24 protein-coding genes, 1 pseudogene and 1 riboswitch are annotated in these 22074 nt (G+C 59.9%); of the genes and pseudogenes, 15 read left to right on the plus strand and 10 right to left on the minus strand.

The window, feature by feature from the left end:
- Nucleotides 1–79: 79 nt before the first annotated feature.
- Entirely contained in the window at nucleotides 80–1576 is a 1497-nt protein-coding gene (locus IM291_RS00860) for an NCS1 family nucleobase:cation symporter-1 (protein ID WP_192985920.1), read from the minus strand.
- Between the two features lie 144 nt (nucleotides 1577–1720).
- On the opposite strand from IM291_RS00860, the gene IM291_RS00865 reads away from it, so the two are divergent.
- The 5 genes and pseudogenes from IM291_RS00865 to IM291_RS00885 all read left to right on the plus strand — a co-directional run bounded on the left by IM291_RS00865 (nucleotide 1721) and on the right by IM291_RS00885 (nucleotide 5828).
- Nucleotides 1721–2437: a GntR family transcriptional regulator gene (locus IM291_RS00865; RefSeq protein WP_063154516.1), complete on the plus strand. Its 717-nt coding sequence runs from the start codon at nucleotides 1721–1723 to the stop codon at nucleotides 2435–2437.
- Nucleotides 2437–3307, plus strand: a pseudogene (gene hpxA / locus IM291_RS00870) (allantoin racemase). The gene IM291_RS00865 and the pseudogene hpxA overlap by 1 nt, the downstream one beginning before the upstream one ends.
- Nucleotides 3225–4124, plus strand: a complete 900-nt coding sequence (puuE, locus tag IM291_RS00875; RefSeq protein WP_370552177.1) for an allantoinase PuuE — start codon at nucleotides 3225–3227, stop codon at nucleotides 4122–4124. Before hpxA ends, puuE begins: the two are co-directional and overlap by 83 nt.
- A gap of 265 nt (nucleotides 4125–4389) precedes the next feature.
- The gene (locus tag IM291_RS00880) at nucleotides 4390–5541 is read left to right on the plus strand and encodes a hypothetical protein (RefSeq protein WP_192985922.1); all 1152 of its coding nucleotides are present in this window, start codon (nucleotides 4390–4392) and stop codon (nucleotides 5539–5541) included.
- Complete coding sequence (locus IM291_RS00885; RefSeq protein ID WP_192985923.1) at nucleotides 5538–5828, plus strand: hypothetical protein; 291 nt, start codon at nucleotides 5538–5540, stop codon at nucleotides 5826–5828. The genes IM291_RS00880 and IM291_RS00885 overlap by 4 nt, the downstream gene beginning before the upstream one ends.
- A gap of 73 nt (nucleotides 5829–5901) precedes the next feature.
- Here the strand turns inward: IM291_RS00885 and hpxZ are convergent, their stop codons facing one another.
- The 4 genes from hpxZ to hpxW are packed head-to-tail and all read right to left on the minus strand — an operon-like array spanning nucleotide 5902 to nucleotide 9461.
- Nucleotides 5902–6288, minus strand: coding sequence for an oxalurate catabolism protein HpxZ (hpxZ, locus tag IM291_RS00890; RefSeq protein WP_192985924.1), 387 nt, complete (start codon nucleotides 6286–6288; stop codon nucleotides 5902–5904).
- A complete protein-coding gene (locus tag IM291_RS00895) occupies nucleotides 6285–7682 on the minus strand; it encodes an AtzE family amidohydrolase (protein WP_028012636.1) in 1398 nt (465 codons plus the stop codon). The genes hpxZ and IM291_RS00895 overlap by 4 nt, the downstream gene beginning before the upstream one ends.
- On the minus strand, nucleotides 7679–7867 hold the full coding sequence (gene hpxX / locus IM291_RS00900; protein ID WP_028012637.1) for an oxalurate catabolism protein HpxX: 189 nt from the start codon (nucleotides 7865–7867) through the stop codon (nucleotides 7679–7681). Before hpxX ends, IM291_RS00895 begins: the two co-directional genes overlap by 4 nt.
- Before the next feature lie 10 nt (nucleotides 7868–7877).
- On the minus strand, nucleotides 7878–9461 hold the full coding sequence (gene hpxW, locus IM291_RS00905) for an oxamate amidohydrolase (RefSeq protein ID WP_192985925.1): 1584 nt from the start codon (nucleotides 9459–9461) through the stop codon (nucleotides 7878–7880).
- A 143-nt stretch (nucleotides 9462–9604) separates the two neighbouring features.
- Between hpxW and hpxU the strand changes: the two genes are divergently transcribed.
- The 7 genes from hpxU (at nucleotide 9605) to hpxK (ending at nucleotide 15976) form a co-directional block, all read left to right on the plus strand.
- Nucleotides 9605–10444 carry a MurR/RpiR family transcriptional regulator HpxU gene (gene hpxU, locus IM291_RS00910; RefSeq protein ID WP_045261682.1) on the plus strand — a complete coding sequence of 280 codons (840 nt, stop codon included), beginning with the start codon at nucleotides 9605–9607 and terminating at the stop codon, nucleotides 10442–10444.
- Nucleotides 10445–10635: 191 nt separating this feature from the next.
- The gene (locus tag IM291_RS00915; protein ID WP_045261681.1) at nucleotides 10636–11418 is read left to right on the plus strand and encodes a transporter substrate-binding domain-containing protein; all 783 of its coding nucleotides are present in this window, start codon (nucleotides 10636–10638) and stop codon (nucleotides 11416–11418) included.
- A 4-nt stretch (nucleotides 11419–11422) separates the two neighbouring features.
- Nucleotides 11423–12088 (plus strand): amino acid ABC transporter permease, encoded by a 666-nt coding sequence (locus tag IM291_RS00920; RefSeq protein WP_041912033.1) that lies wholly within the window; start codon nucleotides 11423–11425, stop codon nucleotides 12086–12088.
- Nucleotides 12088–12744 (plus strand): amino acid ABC transporter permease, encoded by a 657-nt coding sequence (locus IM291_RS00925; protein ID WP_080351084.1) that lies wholly within the window; start codon nucleotides 12088–12090, stop codon nucleotides 12742–12744. The genes IM291_RS00920 and IM291_RS00925 overlap by 1 nt, the downstream gene beginning before the upstream one ends.
- Nucleotides 12725–13462 carry an amino acid ABC transporter ATP-binding protein gene (locus tag IM291_RS00930; RefSeq protein ID WP_192985926.1) on the plus strand — a complete coding sequence of 246 codons (738 nt, stop codon included), beginning with the start codon at nucleotides 12725–12727 and terminating at the stop codon, nucleotides 13460–13462. The genes IM291_RS00925 and IM291_RS00930 overlap by 20 nt, the downstream gene beginning before the upstream one ends.
- A gap of 13 nt (nucleotides 13463–13475) precedes the next feature.
- On the plus strand, nucleotides 13476–14717 hold the full coding sequence (locus tag IM291_RS00935) for an alanine--glyoxylate aminotransferase family protein (protein ID WP_032651243.1): 1242 nt from the start codon (nucleotides 13476–13478) through the stop codon (nucleotides 14715–14717).
- Nucleotides 14714–15976 carry an allantoate amidohydrolase gene (gene hpxK / locus IM291_RS00940; protein WP_049001618.1) on the plus strand — a complete coding sequence of 421 codons (1263 nt, stop codon included), beginning with the start codon at nucleotides 14714–14716 and terminating at the stop codon, nucleotides 15974–15976. Before IM291_RS00935 ends, hpxK begins: the two co-directional genes overlap by 4 nt.
- Here the strand turns inward: hpxK and IM291_RS00945 are convergent.
- A complete protein-coding gene (locus tag IM291_RS00945) occupies nucleotides 15942–16943 on the minus strand; it encodes a magnesium transporter (RefSeq protein ID WP_045630063.1) in 1002 nt (333 codons plus the stop codon). The two genes, hpxK and IM291_RS00945, sit on opposite strands and share 35 nt — an antisense overlap.
- 60 nt (nucleotides 16944–17003) lie before the next feature.
- A riboswitch (M-box (ykoK) riboswitch) is annotated at nucleotides 17004–17173 on the minus strand.
- Nucleotides 17174–17327: 154 nt separating this feature from the next.
- On the opposite strand from IM291_RS00945, the gene IM291_RS00950 reads away from it, so the two are divergent.
- Entirely contained in the window at nucleotides 17328–17831 is a 504-nt protein-coding gene (locus IM291_RS00950) for a DedA family protein (protein ID WP_192985927.1), read from the plus strand.
- Nucleotide 17832: 1 nt separating this feature from the next.
- Here IM291_RS00950 and IM291_RS00955 read toward each other — a convergent pair whose 3' ends face one another.
- A complete protein-coding gene (locus tag IM291_RS00955) occupies nucleotides 17833–18582 on the minus strand; it encodes an SDR family oxidoreductase (RefSeq protein WP_192985928.1) in 750 nt (249 codons plus the stop codon).
- A gap of 100 nt (nucleotides 18583–18682) precedes the next feature.
- On the opposite strand from IM291_RS00955, the gene IM291_RS00960 reads away from it, so the two are divergent.
- The gene (locus IM291_RS00960) at nucleotides 18683–19042 is read left to right on the plus strand and encodes a helix-turn-helix domain-containing protein (RefSeq protein WP_023335206.1); all 360 of its coding nucleotides are present in this window, start codon (nucleotides 18683–18685) and stop codon (nucleotides 19040–19042) included.
- 1 nt (nucleotide 19043) lies between these two features.
- Here IM291_RS00960 and IM291_RS00965 read toward each other — a convergent pair whose 3' ends face one another.
- Together IM291_RS00965 and IM291_RS00970 are read right to left on the minus strand one after the other, a co-directional pair.
- The gene (locus tag IM291_RS00965; protein WP_028012646.1) at nucleotides 19044–19838 is read right to left on the minus strand and encodes an SDR family oxidoreductase; all 795 of its coding nucleotides are present in this window, start codon (nucleotides 19836–19838) and stop codon (nucleotides 19044–19046) included.
- A 125-nt stretch (nucleotides 19839–19963) separates the two neighbouring features.
- Nucleotides 19964–20407, minus strand: coding sequence for a helix-turn-helix domain-containing protein (locus IM291_RS00970; RefSeq protein WP_028012647.1), 444 nt, complete (start codon nucleotides 20405–20407; stop codon nucleotides 19964–19966).
- Nucleotides 20408–20559: 152 nt separating this feature from the next.
- Between IM291_RS00970 and agp the strand changes: the two genes are divergently transcribed.
- The gene (gene agp / locus IM291_RS00975) at nucleotides 20560–21801 is read left to right on the plus strand and encodes a bifunctional glucose-1-phosphatase/inositol phosphatase (protein WP_126817606.1); all 1242 of its coding nucleotides are present in this window, start codon (nucleotides 20560–20562) and stop codon (nucleotides 21799–21801) included.
- Nucleotides 21802–21834: 33 nt separating this feature from the next.
- On the opposite strand, the gene IM291_RS00980 is transcribed toward agp, so the two are convergent.
- Nucleotides 21835–22062 carry a YccJ family protein gene (locus IM291_RS00980; protein WP_028012649.1) on the minus strand — a complete coding sequence of 76 codons (228 nt, stop codon included), beginning with the start codon at nucleotides 22060–22062 and terminating at the stop codon, nucleotides 21835–21837.
- Nucleotides 22063–22074: the final 12 nt, after the last annotated feature.

Below are 22074 nucleotides of genomic sequence, written 5' to 3' on the forward strand. Positions count from 1 at the left end.
GCGTAGCGGGGTGAAAAAGCTCAGCAAGAACGGTGCCAGAATGAACGGGCCGCAGATAAACTGCGGCCGGGGGGAGGGTTTACTCTTTTTGCGTCGCCACGCGGGAGCTGAACGAGGCCGCGCCTGCCGTCTCGCGCTCTTCCCGCGCCAGCCAGCGGTAGGTCACGCCGCCGAGGAAGACGCCGATAAACCAGCTGAAGTTTGCCACTTCATGCAGGGCCGGGATAAAGCCAATCACCAGACCTACGGCAACGGATGGGAGCAGCGCGCCAATGGCCTTCGGGTTAAAGCCGTTGCGGTACCAGTATTTGCCCTTTGGCGTGTCGTCGAACAGATCGTCTACCGACACCTTGCCGCGCTTAATCAGGTAGAAATCGGCAATCAGAATGCCGAACAGCGGGCCGATAAACGCTCCAAGCACGTCCAGGGTGTAATGGATGAGCTCCGGCGAGTTGAACAGGTTCCACGGGGTGAGCAGGATCGAGCCGACGGCGGCAATCATCCCCCCGGTGCGGAAGCTGATCTTCTGCGGCGAGCAGTTAGAGAAATCAAACGCCGGTGAGACAAAGTTCGCGACGATGTTGATCCCGATGGTGGCGGTGATCATCGTCAGCAGGCCAATTGCCACGGCCAGATCGTTACCTACGCGGCTGACGGTTTCGATCGGGTCGGTGATCATGCGGCCAAACAGCGACTGGGTGCCGGAGACAATCACCACGGTGACGATGGAGAACAGCAGGAAGTTAAACGGCAGCCCCCAGCGGTTGCCACGGCGGATCTCACCCATGCTTTTGCCGTAGCGGGAGAAGTCGCCAAAGTTTAGCAGCGGGCCGGAGAAGTAGGAGACCACCAGCGCGGTCGCGGTGATCATCTGCCAGGTCTGCTCGCCCGCGCTCAGGGATTTGCTGGCGAGGGTGAAAGAGATCCCGTCAAAACCGGCCTTGTATATAATCCAGCCCGCGAGGGCCAGCATCACCACATAGACCGCCGGACCGGCGATATCAATAAAGCGCTTAATGGCGCTCATGCCGTGCCAGAAGACCATCGCCTGGAGAGCCCACATGATGGCAAAGCAGATCCAGCCCAGCGGCGACAGTCCCAGGAAGGCACCGGCGGTAAGGCTCGCCAGAGAAGGCCAGAACTTCAGCACCACCAGCATCAGCGCGTTGGCCGCAAGCCAGGTCTGGATGCCGTACCATGCAAAGGCGATAAGCCCGCGGATCACCGCCGGAATATTGGCCCCGAACACGCCAAACGCCTGACGGCTGATCACCGCATAGGGCACGCCCGCCATCTGGCTCGGTTTGGCTACCAGGTTGGCGCATAGCTGCACAATGCAGATCCCCACCAGCAGGCAGAGCAGCACCTGCCAGCTTGCCAGCCCGAGCGTAAAGAAGCTCGCGGCAACAACGTAACCCCCCATGCTGTGAACGTCGGACATCCAGAAAGAAAAGATGTTGTACCAGCTCCAGTTCTGGTCACGCGTCGGTGCCAGATCCTCATTGCAAAGACGTGGGCTGTAAACCGCACCGGAATCAGCGGCCGTACCCTGCTGTGCGTTTTGACTGTTTGGCATGAAACCTGCTCCTGTGAATGAAAACCCGTTGAGTGGGAGTGCAAACGGTGTTGCAGGATCCAGGCCAAAATAATAAATCTTGTATGCAATATTTTATTTTTATGTATACGATTCGATAACGGAAAGTAAAATTCGGAGTGGTGAATGAACAACATAAACGCCCTGCAGACCGCGCCAGACCTGCATGACAAAGACGAAACCATCTTCCAGGCATTGATGACAGCGATTGTGGAACATCAGCTGCTGCCGGGGAGCAAATTGCCGGAAGAGGCGCTGGCCGAGGTGTTTGGCGTGAGCCGCACGGGCATCCGCAAGGTGCTTCAACGACTCGCCGCTGTGCAAATGGTCACCCTGACGCCCAAACGTGGTGCACACGTCGCCAGCCCGACGGTGGAAGAGGCGCGGCACATCTTCCGCACCCGCGCGCTGCTGGAGGTCGCTAACCTGCCGGACGTACTGGCGCACTGTCAGCCGCCGCACCTTGCAGCGCTGGAGGCCATTATTCGTCAGGAGCAGCAGGCGCACGAGGCGTACGACGGCCCGGCGGCAATCCGACATTCCGCCAGTTTCCACATACAACTGCAGGCCATCTCCGGTAACCAGGTGCTGACGGAGATGGTGACAAGCCTGAGTCAGCGCTCCTCGCTGGTGATTGCTACCTGGGGCGCGCCGTGGCGTCAGGGCTGTCGCTGCAACGACCACGAACAGCTGGTGGATCTGCTGCGTCAGAAGGCGCTGCAGCCGCTAAGCGATGCCCTCATGCACCATTTTGAACACATCGTTTCCAGCCTCTGCTTCGAGCGGGCGGGCGAGTGCCTGCCTGATTTTGCCCGGCTGTTTGCCGGCCACAAGGAGTCGTAATGTCTGTCTGTATACAAGTGATCAACCCCAACACCAGCCTCGCGATGACGGAAACCATCGGCGCGGCGGCCCGTGCGGTGGCGGCGCCGGGAACGGAGATCCTCGCGGTCTGTCCGGGCGCGGGCGTGCCGTCTATAGAAGGCCACTTTGATGAGGCCATCGCCGCCGTCGGTGTCCTGGAACAGATCAAAAAAGGCAGGGAGCAGGGCGTGGACGGTCACGTGATTGCCTGCTTTGGCGATCCGGGACTGCTGGCGGCGCGCGAGCTGGCGCAGGGGCCGGTTATCGGCATTGCCGAAGCTGCCATGCATATGGCGACGCTGGTCGCGACGCGCTTTTCGGTGGTCACCACGCTGCCGCGCACGCTGATTATTGCCCGCCATCTGTTGCACCAGTATGGCTTTCAGGACCACTGCGCAGCGCTGCACGCCATCGACCTTCCGGTGCTGGCGCTGGAGGACGGCAGCGGTCTGGCGCAGGAGAAGGTGCGCGCGCGCTGTATACAGGCGCTGAAAGAGGATGGCTGCGGCGCCATCGTGCTGGGCTGCGGCGGCATGGCGACGCTGGCGCAGGAGCTGACCCGCGAGCTGCGCGTGCCGGTGATCGACGGCGTCAGCGCGGCGGTGAAGATGGTGGAATCGCTGGTTGCGCTGGGGCTGTCGACCAGCAAGCATGGGGATCTGGCCTTCCCGGAGAACAAACCGTTAAGCGGGCAGTTTCAGGCATTGAATCCATTTTAACTTTTGGGGGTGGTATGGGGCTTTTCGAACAGGATTATCCGCGGGATCTGCGCGGCTACGCGGGCAACCCGCCGCACGCGCGGTGGCCGAATCAGGCGCGCATCGCGGTGCAGTTTGTGCTCAATTATGAAGAAGGGGCGGAAAACCACGTTCTGCACGGCGATGCCGGGTCCGAGCAGTTCCTGTCGGACATCATCGGCGCGGCCAGCTACCCGGACAAACACATGTCGATGGACTCCCTCTACGAATACGGCAGCCGCGCCGGGTTCTGGCGGATCCACAATGAATTTCAAAAACGCGGCCTGCCGCTGACGGTCTTTGGCGTGGCAATGGCGCTGGCGCGTCACCCGGAGATTGTTGAGGCGATCAAAGCCGCGGATTACGACGTGGTCAGCCACGGCTGGCGCTGGATCCACTATCAGAATATGGACATCAGCCAGGAGCGCGACCACCTGCATAAGGCGGTGCAGGTTCTTACCGACCTGTTCGGCAAGCCGCCGACGGGCTGGTACACCGGGCGCGACAGCCCCAATACCCGCCAGCTGGTTGTGGAGCACGGCGGCTTTGACTACGACAGCGACTACTACGGCGATGACCTGCCCTTCTGGATGGAAGTGACCTGCGGCGACGGCACTCAAAAACCGCACCTGATCGTGCCCTATACGCTGGATGCGAACGACATGCGCTTTGCGACCGCGCAGGGGTTTAACACCGCCGAGCAGTTTTATACGTACCTGAAGGATAGCTTTGACGTGCTGTACGAGGAGGGGGAGAGCGCGCCAAAGATGATGTCCATCGGCATGCACTGCCGCCTGCTGGGAAGGCCGGGGCGTTTTCGCGCGCTACAACGGTTTCTGGATTACGTGCAGCAGCACGATCGGGTGTGGGTCTGTACCCGCCAGCAGATTGCCGACCACTGGCGGGAAGTGCATCCGTTTCAGAAGTAATTGTGCGATGTTTTGCCGGGTGGCGGCTGCGCCTTACCCGGTCTACGGCTACGACATCAAACTCACCTGCGCCGCAACAATGCGCCACACGTAGGCAAACCGCACCTACGGAAACCTAAAAGATCGGCCTGACGTTGGATGCTCCGCTAGCCATTTTTAGGTGTACCCATCATGTGAGTATTAGGTTTTTTTTGCCTGAATGATAGATTTTTCGTCACTTCAGCCGGAAAATCCCTCCACTTTAAAGGGAAAAGGAAGGAACCGGATGTTCACGCTCTACATGAGATGGGAAGCCCAGCGAATACTGGCGCCGGATAATATTCAGTTCATCCTCACGCCACGTGAAGCGCTGGAGATGGCGAGCATATTCTACGAACTGGATTACCTGGAATATGACTATCAATGTAATCCCCTCCACCGTAATAGCGTCCCGAAACGGCGGCAAGGTGTTCACCATCGCCACGCGGCACAGCCCTACAGACGCAAGCAGCGTTCCGAATATGACGGACTTTATGATGAAGTGAGATGGAATCTTGAGCACGGCTGGATGGTCGGCGTGGACACGGGGGAAAAGTGGAATAAGTTCCGCAATCCATTCTCCTTTGATGGCGAAGGTAATCTGGTTTACGACTGCTTCATGGATACCTACAGCGAGAGCTTCCCGCAGGTTGTGCGTCAAATCTACGAGTACGCCCTTAACGAACACCAGGGCAGGAAGCCGCCTCCGACCGTTAAGGAGCACTATTCCGATGCCCCGATACAGCACGCTCAGGCCGCAAAAACCATAAACAGCAAAGCCGCGGGAAGTCTTCTTGCGGCGGGTGGCATCTACAACGGCAACATAGAGGGGTTTCATAAGACCGCACAGCAGCTAGGCGGCGATGCCCCAGCAGGTTACGATCAGGTTATGGACAACAAAGGGTTAATCATTGCTGGCGCTTCTGTTGCTGCGGGTCTTGGTCTTGTTCGATTAGGGGCTGCTAGTGAGATTAACGATCTTCACGTTCTGGGAAAAGTTGAGGGTGAATATTCGATGATAAAGCCCGGACCATTACCTAAAGAGCTAGCAGAAACCTTTTCCAGTGGTACATACAAAGAGATCTCTCTATCAACAGATACACGTTTTTATAGAGGTGGTGTTGAGGGGCGACCTTTAGGTCAATTTTTCGGATATGAACAACCTCTGGGTGTACTTCAAACCAGGGTAGATAAGGCGCTACTACCTAAATGGCCCAATGGAAGTGAATCTCCTCTTGATAGCTATCATGAGATTCAAATACCCGCAGGAACAAAAGTATATGTTGGAAAGGTAGGTTATCAAACAGACCTTTATTCCGGTGGAACTGAGCAAGTTATAGTGCCTACACCGTGGAAAATACCTGGCATTAAGATACTTGGACGTGGCGGTTTAAAATGAAAAATGAAATAAAGAAAACGGTAATTGATATCATCACCATACTGTCCTCAAATGATGAGGATTCGTGGGCAAAAATATTTGAAAAACTGGGCTTCGAGCTCGATGTTGATTATGAGTCATCCATTTACTCATTGAAAAAACTCTACGGTGGAATGGGATCATTTAACGATATTGTTCTTCATAAAAATGGAATACCTCTCATTCGAGAAAATGACGAGTTAGAAAATTTGAGACATAAACTCTATAAGCAACTCGATCATGCCATCGGCTTGTTAAAAGCAGGTTAATTACCATAACTGCTTACAACGTGCATCGCTAGAACAGCGCTCAGGGCGATTTCCCGCCCTGAGCAGCAAATCATTACACCATCAAACTCACCTGCGCCGCAACAATGCGCCACCCGTATGCAAATTTTACCCACGTCTGCTGCTGGCGGCCAATCCGCTCCGTACCTTCACGGGTAAACTCGGTGCTGCACACGGCATAATCCTCCCCGAAGGTGGTAATCACGGTGTGGCGCAGCGTCCGCTGAAGCCCGGCAGACGGGCGCGCCGCCCTAAAGGCGCGGATTTCATCGATCCCGTACAGATTTTCCCCCGCCCCCAGACGCACCGTGTTTTTGTCGTGCCAGAACAGCTCGTCCAGCACGGCAATGTTGTTACTCACCAGCGCGTCCTCGTAGCGGTAAAACGCGGCGGTCACCTCGGCAACCACCCACGGCAGGTTAATGTCATCGTGATTGATCATGCTGCAACCTCCGCCGGGCGGGCATCGGTGATGCCGCTCTCTTCCAGCACGCGCGCGACGCGCAGGCAGGCCTGCTCGTTAAACGGCGCGGCAATCAGCTGCAGGCCAATCGGCGCGCCATGTGCGGTGCGCAGCGGAACGGTGGTCACGGGCAGGCCCAAAAATGAAATTGGCTGGGTCAGCATCCCCATGCTGGCGCGGATGGGGAGCGGCTGACCGTTGATCTCCATGGTTTGCTCGCCGATCCGCGTGGCGCTGCGCGGCGTCGCGGGGGCGATCAGCACGTCGGCCTGGGCAAACAGCGCGTGAAACGCCTGCCGCGCCTGCGCGCGGAACCGCTGGGCCTGAATATACCAGGCGGAGGGGATCATCGCGCCTGCCAGCAGTCGCTCCCGGGAGTGCGGCTCAAAGCGCTCGGGCTCGCGGCGAAGCGCGGGCAGGTACTGATTTCCCCCTTCGGAGGCGCTGATGATAAACGCCGCGGAGCGCGCCAGCTCGGCGTCCGGAAACTGCAGCTCATCCTGCACGTCGAGCGCCTTCGCCACCCGCGCCACGGCGTCTCTGGCCTGTGCGTCGCACCAGGTGGTGAAGTAGCCGCCGAGCACCGCGCAGCGCAGGCCGTCAAGCCCGCGGTCTAGCAGGGGGCGCGTCTGCTCGCGCGAGCTCTCTGCCTGAAAACGGTCGCTGCTGTCCCGGCCCTGCAGCGCGTCGTACACGGACGCCAGGTCGCATACGCGGCGGGCGAAGGGGCCGATATGATCCAGGCTCGCGACAAACGGATGGCTGCCGGATCGTGACAGGCGGCCAAAGGTGGGCTTGAGGCCATAGATGCCGCACAGGGAGGCCGGAACGCGAATCGACCCGTTGGTGTCGGTGCCGAGCGAAAAGTGCACCAGCCCGGCGGCCACGGCGGCGGCTGAACCGCCGGAGGACCCGCCCGCAATGCGCGTCAGGTCGTGCGGGTTACGCGTCGCGCCGTAGTGGCTGTTCTCGGTGGTAAAGCCGTAGGCGTAGGCGTCCATATTCACCATCCCGGACAGCAGCCCGCCCGCGCTGCGCAGCTGGCGCACGGCGAAGCTGTCAGCGGCCGCAGCGGGACGCTGGCTGAACAGCTCGGCGCCCGCGAGGGTGGTGTGTCCGGCAACGTCGAACAGGTTTTTCACCGCGTAGGGCACGCCCGCCAGCGGCGGCAGGGGGCGCTTCTCGCGGCGCAGGGTGTCGATGTTCTCGGCCTCGGCGAGCATGCGTGCTTCCGTCACGGTGGTCCAGGCATTGATCTGCGGATTAACGCGCCCAATCGCCTCCAGCGTCTGGCGGGCAATCTCATGGGCGCTCAGCTCGCCCGCGCTCAGCGCCTGTTGAATGTCGCTGATACTCATCTCGTGTAGCGTCATGCTTTATACACTCCTGCGATCTCCAGACGGTCGTCGAGCGGCAGCGCCATCAGCGGGGCGGCCATGCTGGCAATGCGGCTGAACTGCAACTGCAGCTCAGCGCGGCGGGCATCGTCCAGCGTCACGCCGAGCACGGACTCCATTTGCGCAAGATACGCCTGCCAGTCGGGTTGTTGTGTCGTCATTGTTTTCTCCTCAGTATCCGGCGGCCGCGCCGTTGCTGCGCGGGTCAAACGCCCCTTCAAACAGCCCGTTGGGGTGGCGGACAATCGCGCCCGCGTGGCCCATCGCTTCACTGAAGTCAGGGAATATTTCTACCTCATGTCCGAGTACCTGAAGCCGTAAGACCGTCTCAGCGGTAAAGCGTCCTTCCAGCTTTAACGTGTCTGAGGTTTGTCCCCAGGTGCGCCCCAGCAGCCAGCGCGGGCGGGAAATGCTTTCCTGCAAGGGCACGCCCTGAACCACGTAGCGGGTAAAGAGCGCGGCCTGGGTTTGCGGCTGTCCGTCACCGCCCATCGATCCGTAGACCATTACGCGCCCGTCCTTAAGACGCGCCGCCGCCGGGTTCAGGGTATGGAAAGGCTGTTTGCCCGGCGCGAGGGCCAGAAGATGAGCGGGGTCGAGGCTGAACGACGCCCCCCGGTTCTGCCAGACGATGCCGGTATCGGGCAGCACCACGCCGCTGCCGAACTCGTGATAAATACTCTGGATAAACGACACGGCCAGCCCGCTGTTATCCATCACCCCCATCCACACCGTATCGCCGGGCCCTTTTCCGGTTCCCCACGGCGCGGCGTGGCCGTCGTCAACCCTGTCGGCAAGCGCCTGCAGGGCGGCGGGATCCAGCAGTTTCTGAATCTCGGTTTTCAGCTCATGCGGGTCGGTAATGTGGGCATCGCGCAGGCCAAAGGCCAGCTTGGTGGCTTCAACGATGCGGTGAATGGTGTCCGCGTCGTCGGCCTCCGCCATATTCAGGCGGTCGGTGATGCCGAGTATCGCCAGCGAGACCAGCCCCTGCGTCGGCGGGGCGTGGTTAAAGATCTCCCCCTGCTGATGCTGCAGCTTCAGCGGCGCGGTGCGCCGGGCGACGTGCGCGTTAAGATCGGCCAGCGTCACGGGCATGCCCAGCGTCTCCATGCCGTGCGCCACCACGTTCGCCAGCGGGCCGCGATAAAAGCTGTCCAGACCGTCCTCTACGAGGCGCGTCAGGGTTGAGGCCATGGCGGGCTGGTAAAAACGGCTCCCGACCTGGGGCGGCTTACCGTTCACCAGCCACGTTTCCGCGAAGCCGGGGATGGCCTTCAGCTCGTCGAATTTACTGGCCGTGGCATGGGCCTGTGAGTCCGTGACCGGGGTGCCGTTCTGCGCATAGTCAATGGCGTCGGCCAGCAGGCGGGCCAGCGGCAGCGACTTGCCGGTCATCTCGCGGGAGACCTTCAGCGCCTCGTCCCAGCCGCTCACCGTGCCGGCGACGGTCAGCGCCGCCTGCGGTCCGCGATGAGGAATGTGCGTGTGCCCGTCGTAGGCGGCAAGCGTTGCGCGCGATCCCGCCGCGCCGCTGGCGTCAACGGCGATGGGGTCGCCTTCTGGCGGCACGATAAGCCAGAAGCCATCGCCGCCCAGCCCGTTCATGTGGGGGTAAACCACGGCGATGGTGGCCGCCGCCGCGACCATCGCTTCAATCGCGCTGCCGCCTTCGCGCAGCACCGCCAGCGCGCTCTGGCTGGCAAGATGGTGGGGCGCAACGGCCATGCCGTGCGTGGAGACGTTGCTTTGCATGAGAAGTCCTCGTAACACTGAAAGTCACAAGGCGCTGCAAAAGCTGTTCCAGTTCTGAAAGAAAAGTTTCAGTAAACTGGCACGTATAATGAATACGTATAAAGAAAGGTATAATGTGATGAAACAAAAGTTACAGAGGCGCTATGGAACAACTGGATGAACGTCTGAAAGCACAATACCCGTCGCTGTCGCCGCAGGAGCAGCGGGTGGCAGACTTTATATTCGACCATTTTGACGACCTGATCAGCTACAACAGCGCCGAGCTGGCGCAGCTGAGCGGGGTGTCGAAAGCCACGGTCAGCCGCCTGTTTAAGCGTCTGGGCTATGAGAAATATAAGGATATGCGCGACGAGCTGCGCACCCTGCGCCAGAGCGGGATGCCGCTCACCGATAACCGCGATGCGGTGCAGGGCAACACGCTGCTGGCGCGCCACTACAAGCAGGAGATGGCGAACCTGACCCAGTGGGTCAATGCCCTTGACGCGCAGCAGTTTGCCGACGCCATGGCCTGCATGGTCAAGGCGCGGCGCATTGTCATTATCGGCATGCGTAACGCTTATCCGGCGGCGCTCCACCTGCGCCAGCAGCTGCTGCAGGCGCGCGGTCAGGTGCTGGTCCTGCCGCAGCCGGGCCAGAGCCTGAGCGAGGAGCTGGTGGACCTAACGCCGGACGATCTGGTGGTGATGATGGCCTTCCGCCGCCGCCCGCGCATCATTCGTCCGCTGATGCAGCAGCTTCAGAGTAGCGGTATTCCGGTGCTGCTGATGTGCGAGCCGCAGGCCCACAGCTTATTTCCGCTGGCGAGCTGGCAGCTCTGCGCCCCGCTGGACAGCGTCTCCGCCTATGACAGTTATTCCTCGGTCAACAGCCTGATCAACCTGCTGGCAAACGCCTTCCTGCATGACATTCTCGATAAAGGCCGTCCGCGCATTCACGAGATTGCCTCCCTCTACCAGCAGCTGGACGAACTCGAACAACGATAATGGGGCATCAGACTGGTGCTTTGCATTGAAATGGTGCAATTGAACGGGGCGAAAATAGAGAGTATTTTCGCCCCGTTCGCGTTTTATCAGGCTTTAAGAGAAAATTCCCCGCTTCGCCTTATCTGGCACATTAGTTGCAAAATCACATTCAAAGAATCTTTTGTTTCATGTTAACGTTACGGGGAAGCACCATGAAAAAACTGTTTATTGCACTGGCCGGGGCCGCCTGTCTCTTCACTCAGCTGCCGGCAAAGGCTGACCAGCTTCAGGATATCGAGAAGCGCGGCACCATTCGCATTGCCGTTCCGCAGGATTTCCCGCCGTTTGGCTCGGTAGGGACCGATCTGCAGCCGCAGGGCTACGACATAGACATGGCGCGCTATCTGGCGAAACAGATGAAGCTCAAGCTGCAGCTGGTGCCGGTGACCAGCGCCAACCGCGTGCCGTACCTGCAAACCGATAAGGTGGACCTGGTCATTTCCAGCCTCGGTAAAAACCCGGAGCGCGAGAAGGTGATCGACTTCAGCCGCGCCTACGCGCCGTTCTTCCTCGGCGTGTTTGGCCCGAAAGGCGCCGAGCTGAAGGACGCCGCCGCGCTGAGCGGAAAAACCATCGGCGTGACGCGCGGGGCGGTGGAGGACATGGTGCTGACCGGCCTGGCACCGAAAGATGCCAACGTGAAACGCTACGAAGACAACAACACCACGCTCTCGGCCTACCTCTCCGGCCAGGTGCAGTACGTGGCGACCGGCAACCTCGTGGTGGCGGCCATTTCGCGCCAGAACGCGGATAAAGCCCCGGTGCCGAGCTTTATGCTGAAAGACTCACCGTGCTTTATCGGCCTGAAGAAGAACGAACCGGCCCTGAAGGCGAAAGTGGATGCGCTGATTGAGCAGGGCATCAAGGACGGCACGCTGAACGGCCTGTCTGAGCAATGGCTGAAGGCCCCGCTGCCGGCAAACCTTGGCGCCTGAGCCTATGACGGAGCAACTTGATTTTTCAGCCCTCTGGCCGCACTGGCCGGAGCTGCTGGCCGGGCTGTGGGTCACCATTCAGCTGACGGTAATGGCAACCGTCGGCGGGCTGGCAATCGGGATTTTCGGCGCAGCGATCCGCAGCGGACGCACCACCTGGTACAGCCGGATCTGGGGCGGCTACGTGGAGATCATCCGCAACACGCCGTTTGTGGTGCAGCTGTTTTTCATCGTCTTCGGCCTGCCGAATCTTGGCCTGAAGATGACGGCGGGGGAGGCGGCGCTATTGGCAATGGTGGTGAACCTGGGCGCGTACAGCACCGAAATTATCCGCGCGGGCATTCAGGTCACGCCGAAAGGACAGTGGGAGGCCGGGCGCGTGCTGGGGCTGACCCGTCTGCAGACGTTTATTCGCGTGGTGCTGCCGCCCGCGCTGCAGCGCATTTATCCGGCGCTGGTGAGCCAGTGCATCATCGTGATGCTCGGCTCGTCGGTGGTGTCGCAGGTCTCGTATGAAGAGCTGACCTTCGCCGCTAACCTGATCCAGTCCAGAACGTTTTTGAGCTTTGAGGTCTATCTGGTGACAACCGGGATTTACTTAGCGCTGTCGATTACCCTGCGCCAGCTGATGATGGCGGCAGGACGCAAATGGCTGGGGGTGCAGGCATGATGACCACCTTTACCGACTGGGACATTATTCGCAACCTGCTGCTGGCCGGACGCTGGACGGTACTACTGTCGCTGGTGGCGTTTGTCGGCGGGGCGGTGGTAACGCTGCCGCTCCTGCTGCTGCGCCTGACGGGCGGACGCACGGTGAAGCGCATTATCCGCGGCTATATCGAGCTGTTTCAGGGCACGCCGCTGCTGATGCAGCTGTTCCTGGCCTTCTTCGGCGTGGCGCTGTTCGGCATCGACGTCTCGCCGTGGACCGCCGCCTCGCTGGCGTTAACCTGCTACACCAGCGCATTTCTGCTCGATATCTGGTACGGCAGCATTCGCGCCCTGCCGAAGGGGCAGTGGGAAGCCTCGCGCTGCCTGGGCCTGACCTTCGGACAGACCCTGTTTCGCGTGGTCGCTCCGCAGGCGCTGCGCATCGGCATCGCCCCGACGGTGGGCTTTGCGGTGCAGGTGATCAAAGGTACCGCGCTGGCGTCGATTATCGGCTTCATCGAGCTGACCAAGGCCGGGACCATGCTGACCAACGTGACCTATCAGCCATTTAAGGTCTTTGCGCTGGTGGCGCTGGGCTACTTTATTCTGTGTTATCCGCTGTCGCGCTACAGCCGCTATCTGGAGACCAAATTCAATGCCTCTCATCACCATTAATCAGGTGCAGAAGTACTACGGCGATAACCACGTGCTCAAGGGCGTCGATCTGGATATCGATATGGGCCAGGTGATCTCCATTATCGGGCGCAGCGGATCGGGCAAAAGCACGCTGCTGCGCTGCATCAACGGCCTGGAAGGGTATCAGGACGGAAGCATCAAGCTGGGCGGCATGACCATTACCGACCGGGATTCTCAGGCGCGCGAAATCAGCCGCTCGGTCGGGATGGTGTTCCAGAGCTTCAACCTGTTCCCGCACATGACGGCGCTGGAGAACGTGATACTCGCCCCGCGTCGGGTGCTGAAGAAAAGCGCCGCCGAATGCCGCGAATTGGCCCAGCGCATGCTGGAGAAAGTGGGGCTTGGCGATCGTCTGGATTACTACCCGTCGAGCCTCTCCGGCGGCCAGCAGCAGCGCGTGGCGATTGCCCGCGCGCTGGCGATGTCGCCGAAAGTTTTACTCTGCGACGAGATCACCTCCGCGCTCGACCCGGAGCTGGTGGGCGAAGTGCTCAAGGTGCTGGAGCAGCTGGCGGCCGAGGGGATGACCCTGATTCTCGTGACCCATGAAATGAATTTTGCCCGCGAAGTGGGCGACCGCGTGGTGTTTATGCACCAGGGGAAAGTCTGGGAGCAGGGCGACAGCAAAACGCTGTTCGCCAACCCGCAGACCACGGAACTGAAGCAGTTCATCTCCTCCGTGCGCGGCCTCAACTGATAAGGACTGACAAATGGATATCGCACACTTTCCGCAAATCAACCCGCCCCAGCGCCTGCTGATGGGGCCGGGGCCGATCAACGCCGACCCGCGCGTGCTGCGCGCCATGTCGAGCCAGCTGATCGGCCAGTACGATCCGGCCATGACCCACTACATGAACGAGGTGATGGCGCTCTATCGCGGCGTGTTTCGCACCGAGAACCGCTGGACGATGCTGGTGGACGGCACCTCCCGGGCGGGGATTGAAGCCATTCTGGTCTCCGCCATCCGCCCCGGAGATAAAGTACTGGTGCCGGTCTTTGGCCGCTTTGGCCACCTGCTGTGCGAAATTGCCCGCCGCTGCCGCGCGGAGGTGCATACCATCGAGGTGCCGTGGGGCGAGGTGTTTACCCCGGACCAGGTGGAGGATGCGATTAAGCGTATTCGTCCGCGCCTGCTGCTGACCGTGCAGGGCGACACCTCCACCACCATGCTGCAGCCGCTTGCGGAGCTCGGTGCCATCTGCCGCCGCTACGATGTGCTGTTTTACACCGATGCCACCGCGTCGCTCGGCGGCAACGCGCTGGAGACCGACGCATGGGGGCTGGACGCCGTCTCGGCAGGGATGCAGAAGTGCCTCGGCGGCCCGTCGGGCACGTCGCCGATCACCCTGAGCGCGCGCATGGAGGAGGCGATCCGCCGCCGCAAATGCGTTGAGGAGGGCATTCGCACCGACGCCCACCGCGACGGCGATGAGGAGATGATCTACTCCAACTATTTCGATCTCGGCATGGTGATGGACTACTGGGGGCCGGAGCGCCTCAACCACCACACCGAAGCGACCACCGCGCTGTTTGGCGCCCGTGAGTGCGCGCGTTTGATCCTGCAGGAAGGGCTGGATAACGGCATCGCCCGCCACAGGCTGCACGGCGATGCGCTGCTGAAGGGCATTCAGGCGATGGGGCTGGAGACCTTTGGCGATCTGAAGCACAAGATGAACAATGTGCTGGGGGTGGTCATCCCGCAGGGCATCAACGGCGACCAGGTGCGTAAGCTGATGCTGGAGGATTTCGGGATTGAGATCGGCACCTCGTTTGGCCCGCTGCACGGCAAGGTGTGGCGCATCGGCACCATGGGCTATAACGCGCGCAAGGACTGTGTGATGACCACCCTGAGCGCGCTGGAGTCGGTGCTGAACTACCTGAAATTCACCACCACGCAGGGTGCGGCGATGCAGGCCGCGTGGGACCACTATCGCCGCGAGACGCCGCAATGAGCCCGGCGGCAGAACGGGTGATGGCCCGCGCCGACGCGCTGGCCGCCATCAGCGAAACCCCGGATGCGCTGACCCGGGTCTATCTCTCGGTGCAGCATCAGCAGGCCAACCAACTGGTGGGGCAGTGGATGAGCCAGGCGGGCATGACCGTCTGGCAGGACAGCGTGGGCAACATCTGTGGACGCTATGAGGGGGCGCTGGAAGGGGCGCAGGCGGTGCTGCTTGGATCGCATCTGGATACCGTGCGCAACGCGGGACGCTACGACGGCATGCTCGGGGTGCTCACGGCCATTGAAGTGGTGGACAGCCTGCATCAGCAGGGGGTGCATCTGGCGCAGGCCATCGAGATTGTCGGCTTTTGCGATGAAGAGGGCACCCGCTTCGGCATTACGCTGTTAGGCAGCCGGGGGCTGACGGGCACCTGGCCGCAGGGCTGGCTGGAAAAAACTGACGCCAGCGGCATCAGCGTGGCGCAGGCGATGACCCAGACGGGGCTCGATCCTGCCCGCGTGTCGCATGCCGCAAGGCGTCAGGAAGATTTCAGCGCCTATCTCGAGCTGCATATTGAGCAGGGGCCGTGCCTTGAGCAGGAGGCGCTCGCACTTGGCGTGGTGGAAGCCATTAACGGCGCCCGTCGCCTGAACTGTCGCTTCACCGGCGAGGCCGGACATGCGGGAACCGTGCCGATGCTCCACCGCAGAGACGCGCTGGCCGCCGCCGCCGAGTGGATGGTTATCATTGAAAACGCTACCCGACAGCAGGGTGGCAACCTGGTGGCGACGGTCGGGGAATTGCGCTGTCTGCCGGGAGCGGTGAACGTGATCCCCGGTGAGGTTCAGCTCTCGCTCGATATTCGCGGCCCGCAGGATGCACCGCTGGACAGGTTGCTCAACGACCTGCTGGAACATGCCCGGGCGATCGCATCGCGCCGCGGGCTGGCATTTAGCGCCGAGGAGTTTTACCGCATTGCCGCCACGCCGTGCGATCTGCACCTGCAGAACGTGCTGGGGGAGGCCGTCAAATCGGTACAGGGGCGCTCGCTGTCGCTGCCCAGCGGCGCGGGCCACGATGCGATTGCCATCGCGGAACGCTGGCCGGTGGGCATGCTGTTCGTGCGCTGCAGGGGCGGAGTCAGCCACCACCCGGCGGAATCGGTGATGGCTGAGGATGTTGCGCTGGCGATTGAGGCGTTTTCGCTTGCGGTGATTCAGCTGGCGGATCGCGTTACTCCAGCCCCAGCGTATACTGCGCGATCTTAAAGTAGATAATCAGCCCGGTACCGTCGATAAGCGTCGCGATAAACGGCGCGGAGACGACCGCCGGGTCAATGCCGCAGCGCTTGAGCACCATCGGGATCACTGACGACACAATCGCGCTCCAGAGCGTAATGCATACCAGCGTCAGGCTGACGATAAGCGTGATTTCCAGCCCGATACCCATCATCCAGGCGCGGATGCACCCGGCAATACCGAGCGTCACGGCAATCATCAGCGAGGTGGTCATCTCTTTGCGCAGCACGCGGCCTACGTCGCGCAGATGCACTTCACCCAGCGCCATGGCGCGCACCAGCGTGGAGGTGATCTGCGTTCCGCTGTTGCCACCCGTGCCGATCAGCAGCGGAATAAAGAACGCCAGCGCGATGGCAGACTCCAGCGCCTCTTCGAAGTGCTGGATCACCGAGCTGGTGTAGGCTTCCGCGACAAACAGCAGCAGCAGCCAGACGGAGCGTTTCTTCCACAGGCTGAAGGCGCTGGTTTCCAGATAGGGCTTCTCCAGCGGCAGCGTCGCCCCCTGAAGCTGGGCGTCTTCGGTGACGTCATCTTCCAGCAGATGGGCGATTTCGCGCTCGGTCAGGCAGCCGACGAGCTTGCCGTGGGTTACCACCGGCACGACGTCCGCGTCGCCGTGGGCCAGAAGTCCGGCGACATCGGCTCGTTCATCTTCCGGTTTGACCTGCAAAAACTGTGAAATCATCAGGCTTTTAATTGGCTGCACGGTATCCGTGACCTGCAATAATTTGCGTACCGCAATCATGCCCGCCAGGCGTCCATGGTCTTCAATAAAAATATGCGACGGAATATCATCGTCTTTTAATTTTTCGAAGAATTGCTCGCGCGCCAGCGCCACGCATAATGAAACGTCGAGGACAATAAAATCGGTATTCATATATTGCGCGACCGCGCTGTCATTGAATGCCAGGTTGTGGTTGTGAATAGCGTAAGACATAGTGAATTCCCTTTGAATAATAAAATCTCTCAGGGGCGAGCAAGACAGGGCATGTCGGAAAGGAGATCCCCACGTCCTGGGTTCAGCACTGTACACCGTATCCCGCAAGGGAAGTTATACTGACAAAGCCTTGATTCGACAGTGCCTGTTTTACCCTGTGCCGGTTCTCTCGAACCCACCAGAGCGATAACGTGTATTTGTACAGGAGCCTCGCCATAACGAGATCGTTGTAAAGCGTGAGGAATAATACGCTTGTTTAAATTTATCGCTCAGGAAATTAAATAATGTTTAAGAAAGGTTTAGGTAAATCTTATTGATAAAATGTTGAGGGTTTATTTAAGGTTATTCATTTTAAATGGAGGATTAATTAACGGGGGAAGGAAAATGGCGTGGTTTGATAATCTGCTGAATCATTTTGCGCTTTATCCGGCACATCTGTTCGCGCTGTTATTCATAATGGCGCTGAGCAAGTCGACGGTGCTGATCTCCTCCGTGCTGCCGCCCGCCTCGGTGATGCTGCTGGCGGGCATCGGCGTCAGCCAGGGGAGCATGCACCCGGCGCTGGCGTGGCTCGCCGTGGTGCTGGGGGCAACGGCGGGATCGGTGCTGAACTACCATATCGGCCAGCTGATGGGGCACACCCGGCTGGTCGCGCGCTTTACGGCGAAGCATGCCGCTACGTTTTTACGGGTTCAGCATCAGCTGCAAAAAAACGGTGTCATCGTACTGTTTACGTCGCGCTTTCTGGCGGTGTTGCGTTATGTCGTGCCGCTGGCGGCAGGGATGCTCAGGCTGAACGCCGTCAAAGTTTACATCGTCAGCCTGCTTTCCGCCTGTGCATGGGCGGCGCTGTATGTCGGCGCGGTCACCGGCATCAGCGCCTTTTGAGTTACAGGCTTCCCATTCCGCCGTCCACCAGCAGTTCCGTTCCTACCGTGTAGCTCGACTCGTCGGACGCTAGGTAGAGCGCGGCTTTTGCCAGCTCCGTCGTCGAGCCCATTCTGCCGAGCGGCACCAGCTTGAAGATCTCCGCCATCATCGCGTTAAGCGTCTCTTCGCTTAAGCCCGTCTTCGTAAATGCCGGCGTTTCCACCGGACCGGGGCTCAACCCGTTGACGCGGATCCCGCGCGGCAGCAGCTCCGCCGACAGCGTACGCGCCAGCGACAGGAGGGCGGCCTTGCTCGCGGCATACACGCTGCTGGTGGGCAGGCCGATGCGTGCGCTCACGGAGCCGCAGAGGATCACCGACGACGGGTTATTCAGCAGCGGCAGCAGCGCCTGAATTAAAAAGAACGGTCCCTTCAGGTTGATGCCCATCAGGCGGTCCCACGCATCCTCCTGCCAGGCTTCCAGCGGCGCGTGCGTCACGTCGCCAGCGTTGAGAAACACCGCGTCCAGGCGTGGCCAGCGGGCGGCGAGGGTTTCCGCCAGCGCTTTTTGCGACGCGATATCGCCTGCGTCGGTTGGGATCACCCAGGCCTTATCGCCCAGAATGCGCTCTGCTTCGGCGAGGGTGTCCGGGTTGCGTCCGGTCACGGCGACGCGCGCGCCTTCGGCGATAAACGCCTGCGCGGTGGCAAGACCAATGCCGCTGGTGCCGCCGGTAATCAGCGTATATTTATCTGTTAAACGACCCATGTTCTTCTCCTGAAATGTCACTGGAGAAAGCACTATAGAAACGTTAGTATCGAAAGGAAACCAGGTACCAAATGGATACTAACGAGGCAAGAGGTGTGCTATGGCAGAAATGCTGGAGGTGTGCTGCGAAAAAAAATCTGAGGCGTATACCTGCCCGATGACGCAGTTTGTCAACCTGATATCCGGTAAGTGGGCGATCCCCATTCTCTATCGCCTGATTGTGTTCAACACGCCCGTACGCTTTGGCGATCTGCTGCGTGCCGCTGCCCCCATCACGCAGAAAGAGCTGACGAAGCAGCTCCGCCTGTTTGAGCAGCGCGGGCTGGTGACGCGGACGGTCTACCCGGAGATCCCCCCGCGCGTGGAGTATCAAATTACCGAGCTGGGGTTAACCCTGCAGGACGCACTTTCGCCGCTGGCCGCCTGGATGAGCGAGTACGGCGACCAGCTTGAGCGTTAGGCTACTGTTTAACGTAGCGCGGTGCTGGAACCCCGGTGCGCGCGCTGTTAAACAGCTCAAGGCGCGCCGCTTCGTAGCGATCCCACAGGGCGGCGTCATGCATCGGCGGAATAGTGATCTGTTCGCCCTGATCCAGACCCGCCAGTGACGCATCGACCATATCGTCGGTGGTCATCACCGACCCTTCCGGCAGATCGTTCACCGTAACCCCTGAATGGCTCCAGATCTCCGTCGCCGTCGCGGCGGGCAGCACGGCCTGAATGCGCACGCTGCTATCGGCAAATTCTTCCTGCAGTCCGCGGGTAAAGCTCAGTACCCAGGCTTTGGTGGCGCTGTACAGCGCGCTGCCCGCACGGACATGGAGCGATAACACCGAGGCGATATTGATCAGCGTCCCGCGATTGTTCTGCGCCAGGCGGGGCAGGATGGCGTAGGTCAGACGCATCAGCGCCGTGGTGTTGAGGGTGTTGATGGCTTGATGCTGCGCCACATCGCCCGCGAGGAACGGGGCCATCTGCGCGGTGCCCGCGTTGTTTACCAGCGTATCGATGGCGGTATTGTGACGCAGTTCATTTTCCACGGCGCGGATCCCGGCTTCATCGCTGAGATCGGCCACCAGTATAGCGACGGCCACGCCATAGCGCGCGCGCAGGTCGGCGGCGAGGGTTTTCAGGCGATCCTCGCGGCGGGCGACCAGGACCAGGTTAGCGCCGCGCGCGGCCAGGCGATCGGCATAGACGGCCCCGATCCCGGAAGAGGCGCCGGTAATTAAGGCGGTGGTGATTTGCGTAGTCATCATGTGTTACCTCAAAGCAAAGTAGGTTATTTGGTTTCAATATGAAACTGAATTAACTCTCTGCTATTTGGTTTTATAATGCAACTATTTTGCCGGGCATTTTGTGCTTTTGCCGTTGGGAACGATCAGGAGGGGAGTTTAGCCACGATCTCTTCAGGCGTCAGTTCGCGCCCATCGTCGGCGATAAGCGCCAGTTTACGCAGGGGTTTGCGCTGTTCGCTATCGACGAGAACGGTGCCGCATTCGTTTTCCGCGAACAAAAATTCATTGCCCCACTGGGAGAGAGCAACCAGCACCGTCTGGAGCGCGCGTCCCTTGTCGGTCAGAACGTATTCCTGCCAGGCGCTGCCGTCGGAGGCGGGCTGAAGCCGGAGGATGCCTTCATCGACCAGCAGCTTCAGCCGCGAGGTGAGCATGTTTTTCGCGATACCGAGGCTTTTCTGAAACTCACCGAAGCGTTTAATCCCGCGCAGCGCGTCGCGAACGATCAGCAGCGACCACCAGTCGCCAATGATATCCAGCGAACGGGCGACGGGGCAGGTGCTCTCTTCAAGGCGGGTGCGTTTCACGGTCAGGTCTCCGGTGGGGTATGGTTTTATTATAAAACTAATTAGCGCCCACCGTAAGCACGTTAATCATCAGTTTGAGAAATGCTTCCCGAAAAAACTGTCACGAATCTGTCACACTCACTGGAACATTAAAAAAACGTGAGGAACGAGGGATGAGAAAAGCACTACTCGCAGTGGCCGTGGCAGGTACCCTTTCAATGACCTTTGGCGCACAGGCGCAGGAGACGCCGAAAGGCTATCAGCTGGAGCAGGTGTTAATCATGAGCCGTCACAACCTGCGCGCGCCGCTCGCCAACAACGGCAGCGTGCTGGAGCAGTCCACGCCGAAGCAGTGGCCGGAGTGGGACGTGCCGGGCGGTCAGCTCACCACCAAAGGCGGCGTGCTGGAAGTCTATATGGGCCATTACATGCGCGAGTGGCTGGCGCAGCAGGGGATGGTGAAGACGGGAGAGTGCCCGCCAGCAGATAGCGTGTATGCTTACGCCAACAGCCTGCAGCGTACCGTCGCCACCGCGCAGTTCTTCATTACCGGTGCGTTCCCGGGCTGCGACGTTCCTGTGCACCATCAGGAAAAAATGGGCACCATGGACCCGACCTTTAATCCGGTGATTACCGACAACTCACCGGAATTCCGCGAAAAAGCGCTGAAGGCGATGGAGACCGAGCGGCAGAAAATGCAGCTTGGCGAAAGCTATAAGCTGCTGGAGCAGATGACAAATTACGCCGATTCCCCGTCCTGCAAAGAGAAAAAAGTCTGCTCGCTGGCAGACGCGAAAGATACCTTCAGCGCCGACTATGAAAAAGAGCCTGGCGTATCCGGGCCGCTGAAGGTGGGTAACTCGCTGGTGGACGCGTTCACGCTGCAGTATTACGAAGGTTTCCCGGCCGACCAGGTGGCCTGGGGTGAAATCAAGACCGACCAGCAGTGGCGCGTGCTGTCGAAGCTGAAGAACGGCTATCAGGACTCGCTGTTTACCTCCACCGAGGTGGCGCAAAACGTGGCGAAGCCGCTGGTGAAATATATCGATAAAACGCTGGTCACCGAACAGGCGAAAGCGCCTAAGATTACTCTGCTGGTAGGGCACGATTCGAACATCGCTTCACTGCTCACCGCGCTGGATTTCAAGCCGTATCAGCTGCATGACCAGCAGGAACGGACCCCGATTGGCGGCAAGATTGTCTTCCAGCGTTGGCACGACAAAAACAGCAATCAGGAGCTGATGAAAATTGAGTATGTCTACCAGAGCGCGGAGCAGCTGCGCAACGCCAGCGTGCTGTCATTGCAGTCACCCGCGCAGCGCGTGACGCTGGAGCTGAAGGGCTGTCCGGTGGACGCGAACGGCTTCTGTCCGGTTGATAAATTCAATGCGGTCATGAATAACGCGGCGAAGTAAAAGAGAACCCCCCGCTGCGGCGGGGGGAAACGCTTAGACGTTTTTACGTTCGATGGTTTGCTCGCCCCAGAAGAGCGAGTCTTTGTCCGTTTTTTCGAAGGCGCGAATCAGCACTTCATCGTTGCCTTCTTCCCAAATCTGCTCGGCCAGCTTTTCGTCGTAGTTCGCGACTTCAAAGATGGCTTCGGCAATCTCCGGAGAGGTGTTGCGTAAACTTGCCCATTCGCCCACGTGGTGAGCTTTGGATTCCTGTGTTGGCATACTTTTCCTCCT

Source organism: Enterobacter cloacae complex sp. P27C, from assembly GCF_014895705.1.
GTDB classification, from domain to species: domain Bacteria; phylum Pseudomonadota; class Gammaproteobacteria; order Enterobacterales; family Enterobacteriaceae; genus Enterobacter; species Enterobacter bugandensis.

Coding starts and splice junctions, on each gene's coding strand:
- IM291_RS00860 (WP_192985920.1), bottom strand. CDS start 1,576: ATGCCAAACAGTCAAAACGCACAGCAGGGTACGGCCGCTGATTCCGGT.
- IM291_RS00865 (WP_063154516.1), top strand. CDS start 1,721: ATGAACAACATAAACGCCCTGCAGACCGCGCCAGACCTGCATGACAAA.
- IM291_RS00880 (WP_192985922.1), top strand. CDS start 4,390: ATGTTCACGCTCTACATGAGATGGGAAGCCCAGCGAATACTGGCGCCG.
- IM291_RS00885 (WP_192985923.1), top strand. CDS start 5,538: ATGAAAAATGAAATAAAGAAAACGGTAATTGATATCATCACCATACTG.
- hpxZ (WP_192985924.1), bottom strand. CDS start 6,288: ATGATCAATCACGATGACATTAACCTGCCGTGGGTGGTTGCCGAGGTG.
- IM291_RS00895 (WP_028012636.1), bottom strand. CDS start 7,682: ATGACGCTACACGAGATGAGTATCAGCGACATTCAACAGGCGCTGAGC.
- hpxX (WP_028012637.1), bottom strand. CDS start 7,867: ATGACGACACAACAACCCGACTGGCAGGCGTATCTTGCGCAAATGGAG.
- hpxW (WP_192985925.1), bottom strand. CDS start 9,461: ATGCAAAGCAACGTCTCCACGCACGGCATGGCCGTTGCGCCCCACCAT.
- hpxU (WP_045261682.1), top strand. CDS start 9,605: ATGGAACAACTGGATGAACGTCTGAAAGCACAATACCCGTCGCTGTCG.
- IM291_RS00915 (WP_045261681.1), top strand. CDS start 10,636: ATGAAAAAACTGTTTATTGCACTGGCCGGGGCCGCCTGTCTCTTCACT.
- IM291_RS00920 (WP_041912033.1), top strand. CDS start 11,423: ATGACGGAGCAACTTGATTTTTCAGCCCTCTGGCCGCACTGGCCGGAG.
- IM291_RS00925 (WP_080351084.1), top strand. CDS start 12,088: ATGACCACCTTTACCGACTGGGACATTATTCGCAACCTGCTGCTGGCC.
- IM291_RS00930 (WP_192985926.1), top strand. CDS start 12,725: ATGCCTCTCATCACCATTAATCAGGTGCAGAAGTACTACGGCGATAAC.
- IM291_RS00935 (WP_032651243.1), top strand. CDS start 13,476: ATGGATATCGCACACTTTCCGCAAATCAACCCGCCCCAGCGCCTGCTG.
- hpxK (WP_049001618.1), top strand. CDS start 14,714: ATGAGCCCGGCGGCAGAACGGGTGATGGCCCGCGCCGACGCGCTGGCC.
- IM291_RS00945 (WP_045630063.1), bottom strand. CDS start 16,943: ATGTCTTACGCTATTCACAACCACAACCTGGCATTCAATGACAGCGCG.
- IM291_RS00950 (WP_192985927.1), top strand. CDS start 17,328: ATGGCGTGGTTTGATAATCTGCTGAATCATTTTGCGCTTTATCCGGCA.
- IM291_RS00955 (WP_192985928.1), bottom strand. CDS start 18,582: ATGGGTCGTTTAACAGATAAATATACGCTGATTACCGGCGGCACCAGC.
- IM291_RS00960 (WP_023335206.1), top strand. CDS start 18,683: ATGGCAGAAATGCTGGAGGTGTGCTGCGAAAAAAAATCTGAGGCGTAT.
- IM291_RS00965 (WP_028012646.1), bottom strand. CDS start 19,838: ATGACTACGCAAATCACCACCGCCTTAATTACCGGCGCCTCTTCCGGG.
- agp (WP_126817606.1), top strand. CDS start 20,560: ATGAGAAAAGCACTACTCGCAGTGGCCGTGGCAGGTACCCTTTCAATG.
- IM291_RS00980 (WP_028012649.1), bottom strand. CDS start 22,062: ATGCCAACACAGGAATCCAAAGCTCACCACGTGGGCGAATGGGCAAGT.